Source organism: Lentzea sp. NPDC051213 (genome assembly GCF_044455585.1).
In the GTDB taxonomy this organism is placed as follows: Bacteria; Actinomycetota; Actinomycetes; order Mycobacteriales; family Pseudonocardiaceae; genus Lentzea.
Genome location: NZ_JBITEX010000007.1, coordinates 619,653 through 634,440 on the forward strand (window position 1 = coordinate 619,653; position 14,788 = coordinate 634,440).

Below are 14,788 nucleotides of genomic sequence, written 5' to 3' on the forward strand. Positions count from 1 at the left end.
TGGGTGCCATGTGGCACCCCTACCGCGACGACATCGAGTACTACGAGGAGCGAGCCAGAGGTCTGCTCGCCTCCGCGTGGGACGGCGTGCCTGGCGCACTTGAGGTGTTCGACGACGTGCCGTTGACCGACGAGGGCGCGCACCTGGTGCTCGCCCAGGCGCACGGGTGCGAGGACTGGAAGGCGCTGAAGGCCAACATCCGCCAGCCGCGGCCGTTCGCCCGCGCCTACCAGGCGATCGAGATGCAGAACCCCGGTGAGCTCAAGGCGATCATCACGCGGGACCCCTGGCTGGTGAAAGCCAGTGGTACCAACGGCAACGACCTGCTCGGCCTGGCCGCGGCCAAGTGCGACGAACGTCTGGTGAAGGTGCTGCTCGACGACGGCGCGGACATCGACCACCAGAACGTCCACGGCTGGACCGCCCTGCATCAGGCCGCCTACGCGAACCTCCCGCACCTGGCCGGGCTGCTCCTGGGCTCTGGTGCCCGCACCGACCTCGAAGCCCGCGGTGAGGGCGGCACACCGCTGACCGTCGCGCTGTTCTGGGGCAACCGGGAGACCGCGGAACTGCTGGCACAGCACGGGATTCACCCGCCGAACCTGCGGACGGCGGCCGGCCTGGGCGACCTCGACCTCGCGGCCACCCCCGAGGCCAAGCGCGGCTACTACCGGCCGCACAGCGGGTTCCCGCGCTGGTGGCCGACGAACGACCCGCAGGAGGTGCTCGACGAGGCCCTGTCGTGGGCCGCCCGCAACGACCGCACCGAGGTCCTCGGCGACCTGCTCAAGCGCGGCGCGCGGATCGACGCGGACGTCTACCGGGGCACGGCGCTCGCGTGGGCGGCGTGGTGCGGGCTGGAGAACGCCACCCGCACGTTGCTCGACCTCGGCGCGAATCCCAACCAGCGCACGGGTTTCGGCGGTCCGATGCACGGCGAGGGCGTCACGGCGCTGCACCTCGCGGCCGAACGGGGCCACGTGCCGATCATCCGGATCCTGCTCGACGCGGGCGCCGACCGCACCATCGTCGACGCCAACTTCGAGTCGACCCCGGCCAGCTGGGCCGGGCACAACGACCAGGGTGACGCTCAGGCCTTGCTGAGCGCCTGATCGCCGGACGACGGCAGCTCGACCTCGACGGTCCGCTCACGCGACGACGTCCACAGCGCCGCGGTGGCCACGACCACGGAACCGGCGCCCAGCACGTGGATCGACACGAGCACCTCGGGCACGCCGGTCCAGTACTGGACCATGCCGAGCGCGCCCTGAGCGAGCACGACGCCGACGAGCGTCCAGTACGTCCTGGTGCGGGTGAAGAACCCGACCGCGATCAGCAGGCCCAGGAACAGGAACAGCAGATCCGCGTGGACCTGGGCGAGCGTCGCGACGTCGATGCCCAGGCGCGGCGTCGAGGCGTCACCCGCGTGCGGGCCGGCGGAGGTCACCCAGGTGCCGGCGAGCAGCAAGGCGCTCAGCACGACCGCCATGACGACCTGCAGCTTCATCAACGGTGCCGGCACCAGCAGCCGCGCCGGGCCGTCGCCCTCGGAGAGCGACCGCACGAGCAGCACGGCCAGCCACACCAGCGCCATCGAGATCATGAAGTGGATCGACACGGTGTACCAGGCGAGCCCCGTCAGCACCGTGATGCCGCCGACGACCGCCTGCAGCGCCACGCCACCGAGCTGGATCAGCGACAGCTTCAGCACCCGCTTGCGCCGCGGCAGGTGGAACCACGCCGCCAGCACGCACAGACCGGCGATGACGCCGACGACACCGGTCAGCGTCCGGTTGCCGAACTCGACCCACTGGTGCAGGGCCGCGACCTCGGGGTGCTGCACCGGCACGACGCTGCCCTCGACGCATTCCGGCCACGTCGGGCAGCCCAGGCCCGAGCCGGTCACGCGGACGATCGACCCGGTGACCGCGATTCCGGCCTGCGCGATGACGACGGCAATCGCGAGAGCGCGCTGCCAGGAAACGAGGAGGGCGGTCAGCTTCGACACGCGAACGATCGTAAGCCTGGTCAGGTGAGGCGGGTCGTCCGGGTGGCCAATGCTCCGGCGGCAACGCCCCAGGCCACGAGCACTGCGACCGGGCCCACACCCGGCGCCGTGCCGTGCACCACAGCGGCTTCGAGCGCCTTGGCCAGTGCGGCCGAGGGCAGCAGGTCCACGAACCCGACCGGCACGCTCAACGCGACTCCGCCGACCATCAGCAGCACGAACCAGACGATGTTCGCCAGCGCCAGCACGACGTCGGCCCGCAGCGAACCGCCGAGCAGCACGCCGAGCGCGCCGAACGACAGCGTGCCGAGCACGATCAGCAGCACCACCCACGGCAGCCCGGACAGCGGGAAGCGCCACCCGAGGACCAACGCGGTGACCGCGAGCATGGCGATCTGGAGCACCACCACGGCCAGCGCGCCGCAGACCCGGCCGGCCACCAGCAGCCAGCGCGGCAACGCCGACGCCGCCAGCCGCTTCAGCACGCCGTAGCGGCGGTCGAACCCGAGCGCGATCGCCTGCCCGGTGAACGCCGACGAGATGATCGCCAGCGCGAAGATCCGGGCGGTGGCGGAACCGACGCGCGGCTCCGGCATCGGGATCACCGACATCAGGCTCAAAGCGACGAGGAGCGCCAGCGGGATGATCACCGTCAGCAGGATCTGCTCGCCGTTGCGCAGGGTCAGCGTCGCCTCGGTGCGGGCGTGCACGAAGAGCATGCGCGGCAACGAACCGCGGCCGGGCGCGGGCGTGAACGTGCCGGGAGCGAAGGTGGTCACGAACGCAGCTCCCTGCCGGTCAGCTCCAGGAAAACGTCTTCGAGGCTGCGCCTGGCCACCGTCAGCTCCTCGGCCAGCACACCCTGCTGCGCGCACCACGACGTCACGGTAGACACGACCTGCGGGTCGATCAGACCTTCCACGACGTACGCGCCCCGCGTCGCCTCGCGCACCTTCAGCCCCTCGGGCAGTGCGGCGGACAGCAACGACGTGTCGAGGCCCTGCCGGGCGCGGAACCGCAGCTGCTGGTCGTTCGCGCGGTTCGCGGTCAGCTCGGCGGGGGAGCCCTGTGCGACGACCCGGCCCTCGTCGATGATCACGACCTGGTCGGCCAGTGCCTCGGCCTCGTCCATGAGGTGCGTCGTCAGCAGTACGGACACACCGTCGTCCTTCAACGCGCCCACGAGGTCCCACACCAGATGGCGTGCCTGCGGGTCCATTCCCGCGGTCGGCTCGTCCAGGAACACCAGCTCCGGCCGGCCGATCAGCGCGCAGGCCAAGGACAACCGCTGCTGCTGACCGCCGGACAGGCGCTTGTACGGGGTGCGCGCCGCGCCGCCGAGCCCGAGGATCTCGATCAGCCACTGTGGATCGAGGGGGTTGGCCGCGCAGGCCGCCACCAGGCGCAGCATCTCCTCGGCGCGGATGCCGGGATACCCGCCGCCGCCCTGCGGCATGACACCGATCCGCGGCCGCAACGCCTCGTCGCCCGGCACGAGGCCGAGCACGCGGACCGAGCCGGCGTCGGCCGGGCGGAACCCCTCGCAGATCTCGACGGTCGTCGTCTTGCCCGCACCGTTGGGCCCGAGCAGGGCGAGAACGGTGCCGGGCTGCTGAACGAGGTCGAGGCCGTCAACGGCGGTCTTCGAGCCGTACTTCTTGACCAGCCCCGACACTTCCACCGCAGGCTGGGGATTCGGGCTCACGGGTACAGAGCCTATGCGGTCCGCCAAGGCCGATCACCCATGGGGTCCTGGCCCGTGAGCGTGGTTCCTGAAGGACCCCTGAAAAAGGTGGGGCTAGCCCTACCCCCGTAAGTCAGGGAGACCTCAGGGTTAGCTCGGGGGAGTTCCCCCTTGGTCGATCAACTGAAATGCAAGAGACTTTTGGCGTGATCGAGTCGGGGGTGAACGGGCGGGGTTTGGTTGTCGGGGGACTGGTGTTTTCACTGGTTCCGGTTTTCTACCTTCATGTGGTGTCGGCTGGACAGCTGAATCCGATCACCGACGTGATCAGCGACTACGTGTTCGTCCAGGGCGGCACCGGGTGGCTCGCCGCCACCTCGCTGACGCTGGCCGCCGTGTCGGCCGTGCTCGCGGCCAGCCTGCGAGGTGTGGGCAGGTCAGCGAAGTGGCTGATGGGGACGTGGGCGGCCGGGCTGACCGTCGCGACGATCTTCCCCACCGACCCGACAGGTGACCCGACCTCGATGTCGGGCTACATCCACCGGTACGCGGGCGCGGTGATGTTCATGGCGCTGCCCGCCGCCGGGCTGCTCATCGCGCGAAGATTTCCTGCGCTCCTCGGTATCGCAATAACGGCGAGCGTGTCCAGTGCGGCTTTTCTTGTTAGTCACGTGTCGTTCGGCGAATTTTCAGCTCGCGGACTTACGGAACGAGTTTTGTTCGTATCGCTGTACGGACTCCTGTTCGCCATCGCATCCCAAGTGAGGCGCAAGACATGACCGTGCCAGCCATCACGCTCGCCGTGCTCGGCGCCGTGTGCTTCGCGTTCGCGGCACGCCTGCAGCACGACGCGGTCGCCGCGAGCGGCGCCAAGGTCGGTGTCCTGCGCCAGCCGCGCTGGCTCGGCGGACTCGCGCTGTTGATCGCCGGTGCCGGGGTGCACGCGGCCGCGCTCGGCATGGCGCCGCTCACCGTCGTGCAGCCGATCGGGGTGCTCGCGATCGGCCTGACCGCGTTGCTGGACCGGCGGTTCCGCGAACTGCCGGCGATCCTGCTCACCACCGTGGGCGTCGGCGCGTTCGTCTACTTCGCGTCGGGCAGCGCCACCGCGACCAAGGTCGTGCCGGATGCCGAACTCACGTCCGGCCTGGTGGTCCTCGGGCTGATCGCCGTGCCCGGTGTCGTGGCGGCTCTCACGTCGAACGCGCGCATTCGCGCCGTGGCGTTCGCCTCAGCCGGTGGTATCGCGTACGGCTACGTGTCCGTGCTCATGCGCGCCGTCTCGCAGTCGGTGCAGCAGGGCGGATTCGGACTCTCGCACCTCGCGTCCGTCCTCGGCATCGCCCTCTCGCTCGCGGTCGGCGGCTGGCTCATCCAGCACGCCTACGCGGGCGGACCCCCTCATCTCACCGTCGCCTGCCTGACCGTGGTGGATCCGCTGGTCGCGGTCGGCATCGGCGCCTTCCTGCTGGGCGAGGCAGCGCATTTGTCGGTTTTGACCGGTGTCGTGCTGTTCGCCTGCGCTCTCGCCGCCGTTTGCGGCGTGTTCGCACTTGCTCGTCAACCTCGTGAAACCATCCGAACGGAGCTTCCCGTGAACACCTCCAGCACGTTGCGCATCGTCATCGCCGCCGACACGTTCCCGCCGGACGTCAACGGTGCCGCGCGTTTCGCGCAGCGGCTGGCGATGGGCCTGGCCGACAAGGGCCACGACGTCCACGTGATCGCACCGGACTCGCCGAGGGCCACCGAGATCCCCGGCGTCACGGTCCACCGGCTGCGCTCGCACCGGCTGCCGTTCTACCCCGACTTCCGGTTCTGCCTGCCGTGGCAGGCGAAGAAGGAGGCCGACGAGCTGGTCAAGTCGCTCAACCCGGACGTCGTGCACGTCCAGGCGCACTTCGTGGTGGGCCGGTTCGTCCTGAACTCCGCAGTCGCCCTGGGCATCCCGACGCTCGCCACGAACCACTTCATGCCGGAGAACCTGTTCAGCCACGCGCACGTGCCGTCGTTCCTGCAGGGCATGTCCCGCAGGTTCGCCTACCGCGACCTCGCCCGCGTGTTCGGCCGCGCGGACGTCGTCACCGCGCCGACCCCGCGCGCCGTGCAGCTGTTGCACGACAGCGGTTTCCCCGAACGCGCCGTGCCGGTGTCGTGCGGCATCGACATCGCCCGCTACCAGCGCGAGGTGACGCACAACGACCGGCCGACCGCGTTGTTCGTCGGGCGGCTGGACGAGGAGAAGCGCGTCGACGAGTTCCTGCGCGCCCTGGCCCGCGTGCCCGGCGCGTTCGGTGAGATCGTCGGCGACGGCACCTGCCGGTCCGAGTGGGAGCTGCTGGCCCGCGACCTCGGCGTCACCGACCGCGTGAAGTTCCACGGCTTCGTGTCCGAGGACGACCTGCTCGACGCCTACGCCAGGGCGGACCTCTTCGTGATGCCCGGTGTCGCCGAGCTGCAGAGCCTCGCCACGATGGAGGCGATGGCCGCGGGCAAGCCGGTGATCGCCGCCAACGCCATGGCGCTGCCGCACCTCGTGCACAACGGCCGCAACGGCTGGCTGTTCGAGCCCGGTGACGTGAACCAGCTCGCGCAGCGCCTGCACACGCTGGTCCACGACGCCCCGATGCGCGCCAGGATGGGCGCCGCCAGCAGCGAGATCATCTCGCACCACGCGCTGGGCGTGACCCTGGAGCGCTTCGAGGCCCTCTACGCACGGGCGATGGGCCGCACGGTCCCGATCATCGCGCTTGCTGCCTGAGCTTTGCCTCGATCCGTTGCGCGACAACCAGTCCGGTGTGGGAGAGGGTGAGCTTCGAGGGGTGCTCGCCTTCTCCCTTCACCAGGAACCGGTAGAGCGAGGCGTGGCCCTCCAGCCGTTCGTGCAACGTCTGCGCGATGTCGGAGCCGTCCGGGTAGATCGCCGGGATCGCCTCGGTCACCAGCTGGGTGCGGATGCGGCGGCGTTCCACGCGGGGCACGTACCAGGACGTGATCAGCAGCAGCGTCAGGCCGAACGCCAGCGCCGTGCCGATCACCGCCTGCCAGCCCCACCCGGCCGGCCGGATGATCAGCAGCACGTCCGCGAGCGCGAGGTAGCCGAGGCCGTAGACCACGGCCCAACCGGCGGTCGCGGCGGCGGGCGGCTCGGCCCGCTCCGTGCCCCAGACACCCTCGACCCGGCGCCAGCGCTGCAACGACTTGCCGCCGCTCAGCGCCATCCAGATCCCGAACGCGCCGCAGAGAACCGACGTGGGGATCACCACCCACGGCCTGGTGTGCAGCTCGAACTCCCACACCGCCCAGACCAGGCCCGCGGCGGCCACGGCCACGGCCGCCTGCTTCCAGCGGCGCTTGATGATCTGCAACGGCTTGAAGTCGGCCAGCACGGCCAGCGGGGTGCGGATCGGCGCGGGCAGGGAACCGAGCACGAGCAGTGCCGTGACCACCAGCGCGACTCCCGCGACGGTGACCGTGCCGGTGGTGATCTGCGAGCGGTCGTCCGGTAGCCGGTCGACCGCGATGGCGGCCAGCGGCAGCACGGGTGACAACAGCACCAGACCGTGCAGGAGTGTGCCGGAACGCAGTGCGGCGTAACCGAAAGCGGCGAGCAGTGCCGCCGCTCCGACGGCCGCGCCGGGACCCGCGGCCCAGGTCGGCAGCAACCCGAACAACGCCATGACGACCAGGGCGCCGCCGACCGCGAGGCCGAGCAGCCCCAGGAACTGGGCGAGTTGCCCGCCTCTGGTCAGGCCGGTGATGGTCCAGTAGGGCAGCAGCGCCGCACCGCGGGCGACGCGGGTGACCGGGCGGACCGCGGCGAGCCCGGACCGTTCGGAGTCGGCGACCGTCACGGCCACCGCGGCGGCGGTCGCGGCGGTGCGGATCATCTGGTCCGACGCCGCCTCCTGGGTGAGGGGCTCACGGCCGATGCCCGCGCGGTCGAACGCGGCGAGCGCGGTCATGCCGAGCGTGACCGTGTGATCCTGCGGAAACTCCAGGCGCCGCAACAGGTCCGCGTGTTCCTCCAGGAACAGCTCACCGCGCGAACGCCCGTCCGCCCCGTCGCCGCGGTCGGCGATGATCGCCGCGCGCAACCGGGGGAGCTCCTCGCAGATGATGCGCCAGTGCAGGCCCCACGCTGCCAACTCGGCGAGCTTCATCGACGACGGCGACAGCTCGTTCGGGGTCTCGTAGATGCCCGCGAGCTCCTTCTTGGCCTCCTCGGCGCAGACCGCGACCTGCACGGGCAGCTCCGGCCCGAACATCTCCTCGATGACCTTGTCCACGACCGCTGCCGCGCGTTGTTCCGGCGTGCGCTGGTCGCCTTCCGGCCGGCCGAGCAGGTCCATCCGCCGCAGCCGGCGCGGGTCGAACAGCACCCGGCACAGCATCGTGGCGCCGTCGAGCCTGCCCCAGATCCAGTCGTTGACCCGCCACGACCGCTTGAGGAACCCGGAGAACCGCGACAGCGACGCCCCACCGGCCTTGTCGTCGGCGGTGATCGACTGCTTCGCGAACGCGTTGCGCGTCTGCAGCGACACCTGCACCAGCTCGACCGGCGTGTCCATGCCGCTCGACGCGTCGTCGGACAGGCACGTGCCGGCGACCTCGAGGGCCAGCAGCCGCGACAGCCACCGCTCGCCGTCGCTCAGCCCGGCCTCTTTCGCGGTGGCCGCGGGGGCGAGCAACGCCTTCCACGCCACCAGCCCGCCGAGCTTGAGCCGGTGCTCGTCGAGGTCGCTGATGACCTTCTTGGCCTCACCGACGATCCGGCCGACCTCGGCGACCTGCGCCTTGACCTCCAGCCCGAGGTGCCCGTCGATCATGTGCTCGTGGTAGCTCGCCAGCCGGCCGGTCCAGTACTCCTCGCCGAGCGAGTCGGACGGCTTCCAGGCGAACAGCTCGGTGCGGAGCCTGCGCAGTTCGGCGCGGACCTGGTGCAGCTCGCGGCGGGCCGCGGCGATCTGGTCGGCCTCCTCCTCGGGCACCACCCACACGAGCCGCTTGAGCAGGTCGAGTGCCGACGCGCCAAGGCGTTCGGCCATCGTGATGCCCCACTCCCAGCCCGTGTCCTCGCGGCACACGGTGCTGGGCAGCTTCACGCCCGGCACGTACGGCAGCACGCCGAGCGTCTTCTTCCACTTGCGCTGCGCGGTCTCCGCCGCGCGCCGGGCGCGTTCGAACGACCAGTTGGCCGGGTTCCCCTTGGGCAGCGCGAACTGCTGCGCGGTGACCTGCCGTGCCGCCAGCCGGATCTCGACGTCCTCGTAGTGGCCGAAGAGCTTGTCCGCCAACGAGTACACCTCGTCGACGACGTTCTCGTCGTTGGCGTGCAACCGTTCCAGCAACGCCATCCGGCCGCCCCGCGAGCTCGCGGCACGCCGGTTGTGCTCCTCGATCTTCTCGACGTACGTGCGGTTCGCCTGGCTGGACATGGCGCTGAGCAGCTTGGCGCCGGAGCCGACCGTCGTCGGGCCCTTGCCGAAGCTGTCCGCGATCGGTTCCGACCCCTGCGGTTCGGCGTGCGGGAAGACCAGCAGCATGACCCGGCGCACCGGCCCGTCCGCCGGCATCCGGTCGATGGCCTCGAGTGCTTCCCGCGTCGGGGTGTTGACCAGGACGCCGCCGTCGACCGCGAACCTGCTGCGGTCGCCGCCGTTGGCCCAGCTCGCGACGTCCGCCATGTCCGGGCGGTCCGGCGACGCCTGGCCGCCGACCGGGATGAAGCTCGGCTCGAACGCGAACGGGAAGCTCGCGCTGCTGCGGGCGGCGAGGGCGAGTTGCTGCACGCGGTCCGTCAGCGTGTCGGGCTTGAAGTCGTCCCTGGTCTCCTCGGACACCCAGGTGTACGGGTCGCGCCGGAACGAGAAGGACCCCTGGTGCACCGACTGCGTCAGCGGCTGGCCCAGGTCGTCGTAGGTGACGTTCGGGACGCCGCCGAGGAGTGTGGTCGTGATCCGCAGGTCGATCGGCCGCTCGTAGGCCTCGGTGGGCTCGAAGTCGCTCGTGAGCCTGGCCAGCGCCTCCTGCAGCCGGGGCAGGAAGAACTCGTCGCCCTTGAGCAGCGACGCCGGCTCGCCCCGGAACGGGGTCCTGAGCAGCTGTTCCATCCTGCCCTGCTCGGCCCACAGGTCCCGCAGCCTGCTCAGGTCGGCCTGCTTGTTGACCTGCGACAACGCCAGCGCGGCACCGTTGATGCCGCCCGCCGACGTGCCCGCGATGACGTCCGCTCTCGCGGTGCAGCCCACCAGGTCCAGCAGTGCCTGGTACGTGGTTCCCGGCCTGGTCAGCCGGTCGAGTTCCAGCACCACGCCGCCCATCCACACGGCGAGGCTGACGCCCCCGTTGAGCACGACGGCGAACCGGACCTCTTCCCGCGACATGGGTTGCTCGGACATGCCGCATCACCCCCTCCGGCGTCGATCTTCCTCTGCCAGGTAGTCGTCCGCCGAAGGGATGTGGTTACTGGACCGATTGCGTCATCAGCCGCCGGTAGAAGTCGTTCCACGTCGCCGCGGTGGGCCCCAGCCGTTCGCGCATCTCGGCGACGGCCGGCGAGGGCTCGCTGACCGACTTCTCGATGTAGTTGACCAGGTGCAACGCGACCAGCTCGGCGTCGTGCCCCTCGTGCTGCCGGGCGAACTCCCGTTCCTCGGCGTCCAATGCGAACTTCGGCGACGTCGCGAGACCGAAATCGACCAGGTAGACCCGCGAGCCGTCCGACCGGATGTTGCCGAAGTGGACGTCCAGGTGCAGCAGGTCGTGCGACCGCAGTGCCGCCACGATCTCCCCGAGCTGCCGTTCGACCTCGGGCAGCAGTTCCGGGGTGAGCCACTCGCGCAACGCGAACGGGATGTGCTCGAAGAACAGCACCAGGCTGTGCGACGCGGCGGCCAGCTCGGTGAACCGGGCCCGGATCTGCGGCGATCCGCCCAGCCTGGCGGAGGCGGCGTCGAGGTCGGCGAACTCGGGGGCGGTCGGGGGACGCCCCGGCAGCACCCGGAAGTGGTGCAGCCGCGGGAATCCCGCGCTGTCGCCGACCAGCTGGTTCGCCGCCAGCTCACGCCACGCGGAGAAGCCGGGCGAACCGATGCCGTACTGGCACACCACCGGCAGATCGAACAGGTTCGCGGTCGAGAACGGCGCAGCCAGCTCGCGATCGGTCAGCGGCACGCGTTTGGCGAACACCGGCACGCCCCGCACGTCGAGCAGCACCGGTCCGCCACCGGCCCCGGAACCGAGCGCGCGTCCCTGTGCCAGCCACGCGGCCAGCTCCTGGTCGGACTGTGCCGCGAGCCAGGAAGCGATCACGCGGCCGGGTCGGACTTGAGGAACGGGCCCACCCGCTTGCGCGCGAGCAGCACGCAGACCGCGAACGTGATCACCGCACCCGCGACCGCCTGCGGCACCGTGTAGGCACGGCCGTCGAAGGCCGACCCGGTCGGCGGCAGGATGATCGCGATGATCGCCGAGGCGACCATGGCGAACGTGCGGAACTTGGGGCCGACGACGGCGGTGGCCAGCGGGATCGCCGCCCACAGCACGTACCAGGGCTGCAGCACCGGCCCGAGCACCAGGATCGCGCCCAGCGCGGCGCCGAGGCCGTTCATCGCCTTGATCCGGCCCTTGAAGCTGCGCCACAGCAGGACCACGGTGATCACGATCGACACGCCCTGCCCGAGCAGGCGGGTCAGCGAGATCATCGCCTCGGTGTGGTTGCCGAGGCCGAGCAGGATGCCGGTGCCGGCGCCGAGGAACCCGAGCGCTGTCGGCGGCGACATCCAGGACTTCACCGTCGAGGCGACGTTCAGCGTCTCGACCCAGCCGAAACCGAAGCCGGTGGCGAGGCAGATCGTCACCACGCCGACCCCGGCTATCGCGGCCATGATCCCGGCGACCGCCGCCAGGTGTTTGAGCTGCCCGCCCATCTTGCGCGCCACCATCACGCCGAGGAACCCGAGCGCGGCCATCGCGGGGATCTTCACCATCGCACCGCACACGATGACCCCGGCGCCCAGCGTGATCCACGACCACTTCAACGGTTCCAGCCCGCGCATCGCGAGCTCCAGGCCGACCAGCATCAGGCCGAGCGCGAGGCCGTCGTTGTGCACGCCGATGACGATGTGGAAGAGCACCAGCGGGTTCAGCGCGCCCAGCCACAGCGCGCCGACCGGCGGCACGCCGAACCGGGCGGCCAGCCGCGGCAGCGCCCACACGATCATCGCCAGGCCGACCAGCACCAGCAGCCGGTGCACGAACACACCGGTCACCACGTGGTCGCCGGTGATCATCGAGGTGATCCGGCCGAACGCGAGGAACAGCGGCCCGTACGGCGCCGGTGTCTCGCGCCAGATGTTCGGCACACCCTTGGTCAGCACGTGGTCGACGCCCAGCGCGTTCGCCGGGCCCAGCTCGTACGGGTCGAGCCCGCGGGCCGCGATCTCGCTCTGCGCGAGGTAGGAGTAGACGTCGCGGCTGAACATCGGCACGCAGAAGACCAGCGGCACGGTCCACATCAGCAGCGTGCGGTCCATCTGGCTGCGCGAGACCAGGCGGGCGCGTCCCGGCCGCACGAACCGGCCCAGCGCGAGCCAGGCTGAGACGATCATGAAGATGCCGGTCCAGACGACCCCCATCGCGACACTGGGCATCCTCGAGAAAAGCCCCAGAACAGGCACGCCGTAGAGCGGCGAGTAGATCGGGGCGGCACCGCCACCGAGGGACCCGACGGTGAGGAGCAGCGCGCCGATCGTGCCCCAGCGGCGGACGATGTCCAGCTGGCGACGCTCTCGACCGTTCAAGAGGTCGCTCTCCGGAGTCGGTACTCCGCCGTTGGTGGGCATGTCAGGAGAGTATCTAGCCCGACTCAGCCGTGAGTCAGGTCACCCTGTGACCGCGATCTTTGCGACCTCAGGCTAAATACGCAACACTGGTGTTGTGAAAAACGCCGAGAGCCATCTGGACGCCGTGCATCAGCACGACGGCCGGACTCGGCGTGCTGTCGCCAGGCTCCTTCTGGAGCAGGGCCCGGTCACCGCGGCGGGTATCGCCGAGGAGCTGGGCATCAGCCCCACGGCCGTGCGCCGTCACATCGACGCACTGCTCGCGGACGGCGAAGCGACGACGAGGGAAGCTCCTCGCCAGACCCAACGGGGTCGTGGCCGCCCGGCCAAGCTCTTCCTGCTGACCGACACCGGGCGTGCCCGGTTCGGCCACGCGTACGACGACCTCGCGGTCGCCGCGCTCAGGTTCCTCGCCCAGACAGGTGGCGAAGAGGCTGTGCGCGCGTTCGCGCAGAGTCGTGTCGACGCGCTCGTGGACCGGCACCGCACGGCGATCGTGGCCCAGGCCACACCCGCCGAACGGGCCAAGGCCCTTGCGACCGCGTTGACCAGGGAGGGCTACGCTGCGTCGGCACGTCACGTAGGGGTGGGCGAGCAGTTGTGCCAGCACCACTGCCCGGTAGCCCACGTGGCAGCTGAGTTCCCCCAGCTGTGTGAGACCGAGACAGAGACCTTCGCGGATCTTCTGGGTACTCACGTGCAGCGTCTCGCGACGATCGCCAGCGGCCATGCCGTGTGCACGACGCATATCCCGAACACCGTAAAAAGCATCCCTAATGATGGAGGGGAGCCCGCATGACTGCCGCTGCCGAGCAGCGCACGCCCACCACGGTGCAGTCTCCGCTCACGCAGGAAGAGACGATTGCCACTCTTGGCAATTACGAGTTCGGCTGGGCCGACTCGGACGTCGCCGGCGCGAGCGCCCGCCGAGGAATCAACGAGGACGTCGTCCGCGACATCTCGGCGAAGAAGGACGAGCCCGAGTGGATGCTCGAGTACCGGTTGAAGGCGCTGCGGCTCTTCGACCTCAAGCCGATGCCGACCTGGGGCGCTGACCTCTCCGGGATCGACTTCGACTCGATCAAGTACTTCGTGCGGTCCACCGAGAAGCAGGCCACCAGCTGGGAGGACCTGCCCGAGGACATCAAGAACACCTACGACCGGCTGGGCATCCCGGAGGCGGAGAAGCAGCGCCTCGTCGCCGGTGTCGCGGCTCAGTACGAGTCCGAGGTGGTCTACCACCAGATCCGCGAGGACCTCGAGCAGCAGGGTGTCATCTTCGTCGACACCGACTCGGGCCTGAAGGAGTACCCGGAGCTCTTCAAGGAGTACTTCGGCTCCGTCATCCCCGCCGGTGACAACAAGTTCTCCGCGCTGAACTCGGCGACCTGGTCCGGTGGCTCGTTCATCTACGTGCCGAAGGGTGTCCACGTCGACATCCCGCTGCAGGCCTACTTCCGGATCAACACCGAGAACATGGGCCAGTTCGAGCGCACGCTGATCATCGTCGACGAGGGTGCCTACGTGCACTACGTCGAGGGCTGCACCGCGCCGATCTACTCTTCCGACTCGCTGCACTCGGCCGTCGTCGAGATCATCGTGAAGAAGGGCGGCCGCTGCCGCTACACGACGATCCAGAACTGGTCGAACAACGTCTACAACCTGGTCACCAAGCGCGCCAAGGCCGAAGAAGGCGCGACGATGGAGTGGGTCGACGGCAACATCGGCTCCAAGGTGACCATGAAGTACCCGGCCGTCTTCCTGATGGGCGAGCACGCCAAGGGCGAGGTCCTCTCGATCGCGTTCGCGGGCGAGGGCCAGCACCAGGACGCCGGCGCGAAGATGGTCCACCTCGCACCGCACACCTCTTCGACGATCATCTCGAAGTCGGTGGCGCGTGGCGGTGGCCGCACGTCGTACCGCGGCCTGGTCCAGGTCAACAAGCGGGCGCACCACTCGAAGTCCACGGTGAAGTGCGACGCGCTGCTGGTCGACACGATCAGCCGCTCGGACACCTACCCGTACGTCGACGTCCGCGAGGACGACGTGCAGATGGGTCACGAGGCCACGGTCTCGAAGGTCTCCGAGGACCAGCTGTTCTACCTGATGTCGCGCGGCCTGAACGAGGACGAGGCCATGGCGATGATCGTGCGCGGGTTCGTCGAGCCCATCGCGCGCGAGCTCCCCATGGAGTACGCCCTCGAACTCAACCGCCTGATCGAACTGCAGATGGAAGGGGCCGTCGGCTGA

General features: G+C 69.9%; 11 protein-coding genes. 5 read left to right on the top strand and 6 right to left on the bottom strand.

What is annotated here, in order from left to right:
- Nucleotides 1–8: 8 nt before the first annotated feature.
- Nucleotides 9–1,112, top strand: a complete 1,104-nt coding sequence (locus tag ACIA8G_RS31550) for an ankyrin repeat domain-containing protein (RefSeq protein WP_396422317.1) — start codon at nucleotides 9–11, stop codon at nucleotides 1,110–1,112.
- On the opposite strand, the gene ACIA8G_RS31555 is transcribed toward ACIA8G_RS31550, so the two are convergent.
- Genes ACIA8G_RS31555 through ACIA8G_RS31565 form a run of 3 tightly spaced genes read right to left on the bottom strand, consistent with a single transcriptional unit; the run spans nucleotide 1,091 to nucleotide 3,713 of the window.
- Nucleotides 1,091–2,008, bottom strand: coding sequence for a heme A synthase (locus tag ACIA8G_RS31555; RefSeq protein WP_396422318.1), 918 nt, complete (start codon nucleotides 2,006–2,008; stop codon nucleotides 1,091–1,093). The genes ACIA8G_RS31550 and ACIA8G_RS31555 overlap by 22 nt on opposite strands.
- Nucleotides 2,009–2,028: 20 nt before the next feature.
- Complete coding sequence (locus tag ACIA8G_RS31560) at nucleotides 2,029–2,727, bottom strand: ABC transporter permease (RefSeq protein ID WP_396422368.1); 699 nt, start codon at nucleotides 2,725–2,727, stop codon at nucleotides 2,029–2,031.
- A 56-nt stretch (nucleotides 2,728–2,783) separates the two neighbouring features.
- Nucleotides 2,784–3,713 (bottom strand): ABC transporter ATP-binding protein, encoded by a 930-nt coding sequence (locus ACIA8G_RS31565; RefSeq protein WP_396422319.1) that lies wholly within the window; start codon nucleotides 3,711–3,713, stop codon nucleotides 2,784–2,786.
- A 185-nt stretch (nucleotides 3,714–3,898) separates the two neighbouring features.
- Between ACIA8G_RS31565 and ACIA8G_RS31570 the strand changes: the two genes are divergently transcribed.
- Both ACIA8G_RS31570 and ACIA8G_RS31575 read left to right on the top strand, forming a co-directional pair.
- Nucleotides 3,899–4,471, top strand: a complete 573-nt coding sequence (locus ACIA8G_RS31570) for a DUF998 domain-containing protein (protein ID WP_396422320.1) — start codon at nucleotides 3,899–3,901, stop codon at nucleotides 4,469–4,471.
- The gene (locus tag ACIA8G_RS31575) at nucleotides 4,468–6,453 is read left to right on the top strand and encodes a glycosyltransferase (protein WP_396422321.1); all 1,986 of its coding nucleotides are present in this window, start codon (nucleotides 4,468–4,470) and stop codon (nucleotides 6,451–6,453) included. The genes ACIA8G_RS31570 and ACIA8G_RS31575 overlap by 4 nt, the downstream gene beginning before the upstream one ends.
- On the opposite strand, the gene ACIA8G_RS31580 is transcribed toward ACIA8G_RS31575, so the two are convergent.
- The 3 genes from ACIA8G_RS31580 to mptB form a co-directional block, all read right to left on the bottom strand.
- Nucleotides 6,434–10,093 (bottom strand): patatin-like protein, encoded by a 3,660-nt coding sequence (locus tag ACIA8G_RS31580; protein ID WP_396422322.1) that lies wholly within the window; start codon nucleotides 10,091–10,093, stop codon nucleotides 6,434–6,436. The genes ACIA8G_RS31575 and ACIA8G_RS31580 overlap by 20 nt on opposite strands.
- A 64-nt stretch (nucleotides 10,094–10,157) precedes the next feature.
- A complete protein-coding gene (locus ACIA8G_RS31585) occupies nucleotides 10,158–11,006 on the bottom strand; it encodes a serine/threonine protein phosphatase (RefSeq protein WP_396422323.1) in 849 nt (282 codons plus the stop codon).
- On the bottom strand, nucleotides 11,003–12,538 hold the full coding sequence (mptB, locus tag ACIA8G_RS31590) for a polyprenol phosphomannose-dependent alpha 1,6 mannosyltransferase MptB (protein ID WP_396422324.1): 1,536 nt from the start codon (nucleotides 12,536–12,538) through the stop codon (nucleotides 11,003–11,005). The genes ACIA8G_RS31585 and mptB overlap by 4 nt, the downstream gene beginning before the upstream one ends.
- Nucleotides 12,539–12,632: 94 nt before the next feature.
- On the opposite strand from mptB, the gene ACIA8G_RS31595 reads away from it, so the two are divergent.
- Nucleotides 12,633–13,337, top strand: a complete 705-nt coding sequence (locus ACIA8G_RS31595; protein ID WP_396422325.1) for a helix-turn-helix transcriptional regulator — start codon at nucleotides 12,633–12,635, stop codon at nucleotides 13,335–13,337.
- Nucleotides 13,334–14,788 carry a Fe-S cluster assembly protein SufB gene (sufB, locus tag ACIA8G_RS31600; RefSeq protein WP_396422326.1) on the top strand — a complete coding sequence of 485 codons (1,455 nt, stop codon included), beginning with the start codon at nucleotides 13,334–13,336 and terminating at the stop codon, nucleotides 14,786–14,788. The genes ACIA8G_RS31595 and sufB overlap by 4 nt, the downstream gene beginning before the upstream one ends.

Excerpts from the sequence above, each read along its gene's own strand:
- ACIA8G_RS31550 (WP_396422317.1), top strand. The coding sequence starts at position 9 with ATGTGGCACCCCTACCGCGACGACATCGAGTACTACGAGGAGCGAGCC.
- ACIA8G_RS31560 (WP_396422368.1), bottom strand. The coding sequence starts at position 2,727 with ATGCTCTTCGTGCACGCCCGCACCGAGGCGACGCTGACCCTGCGCAAC.
- ACIA8G_RS31575 (WP_396422321.1), top strand. The coding sequence starts at position 4,468 with ATGACCGTGCCAGCCATCACGCTCGCCGTGCTCGGCGCCGTGTGCTTC.
- ACIA8G_RS31580 (WP_396422322.1), bottom strand. The coding sequence starts at position 10,093 with ATGTCCGAGCAACCCATGTCGCGGGAAGAGGTCCGGTTCGCCGTCGTG.
- mptB (WP_396422324.1), bottom strand. The coding sequence starts at position 12,538 with ATGCCCACCAACGGCGGAGTACCGACTCCGGAGAGCGACCTCTTGAAC.
- sufB (WP_396422326.1), top strand. The coding sequence starts at position 13,334 with ATGACTGCCGCTGCCGAGCAGCGCACGCCCACCACGGTGCAGTCTCCG.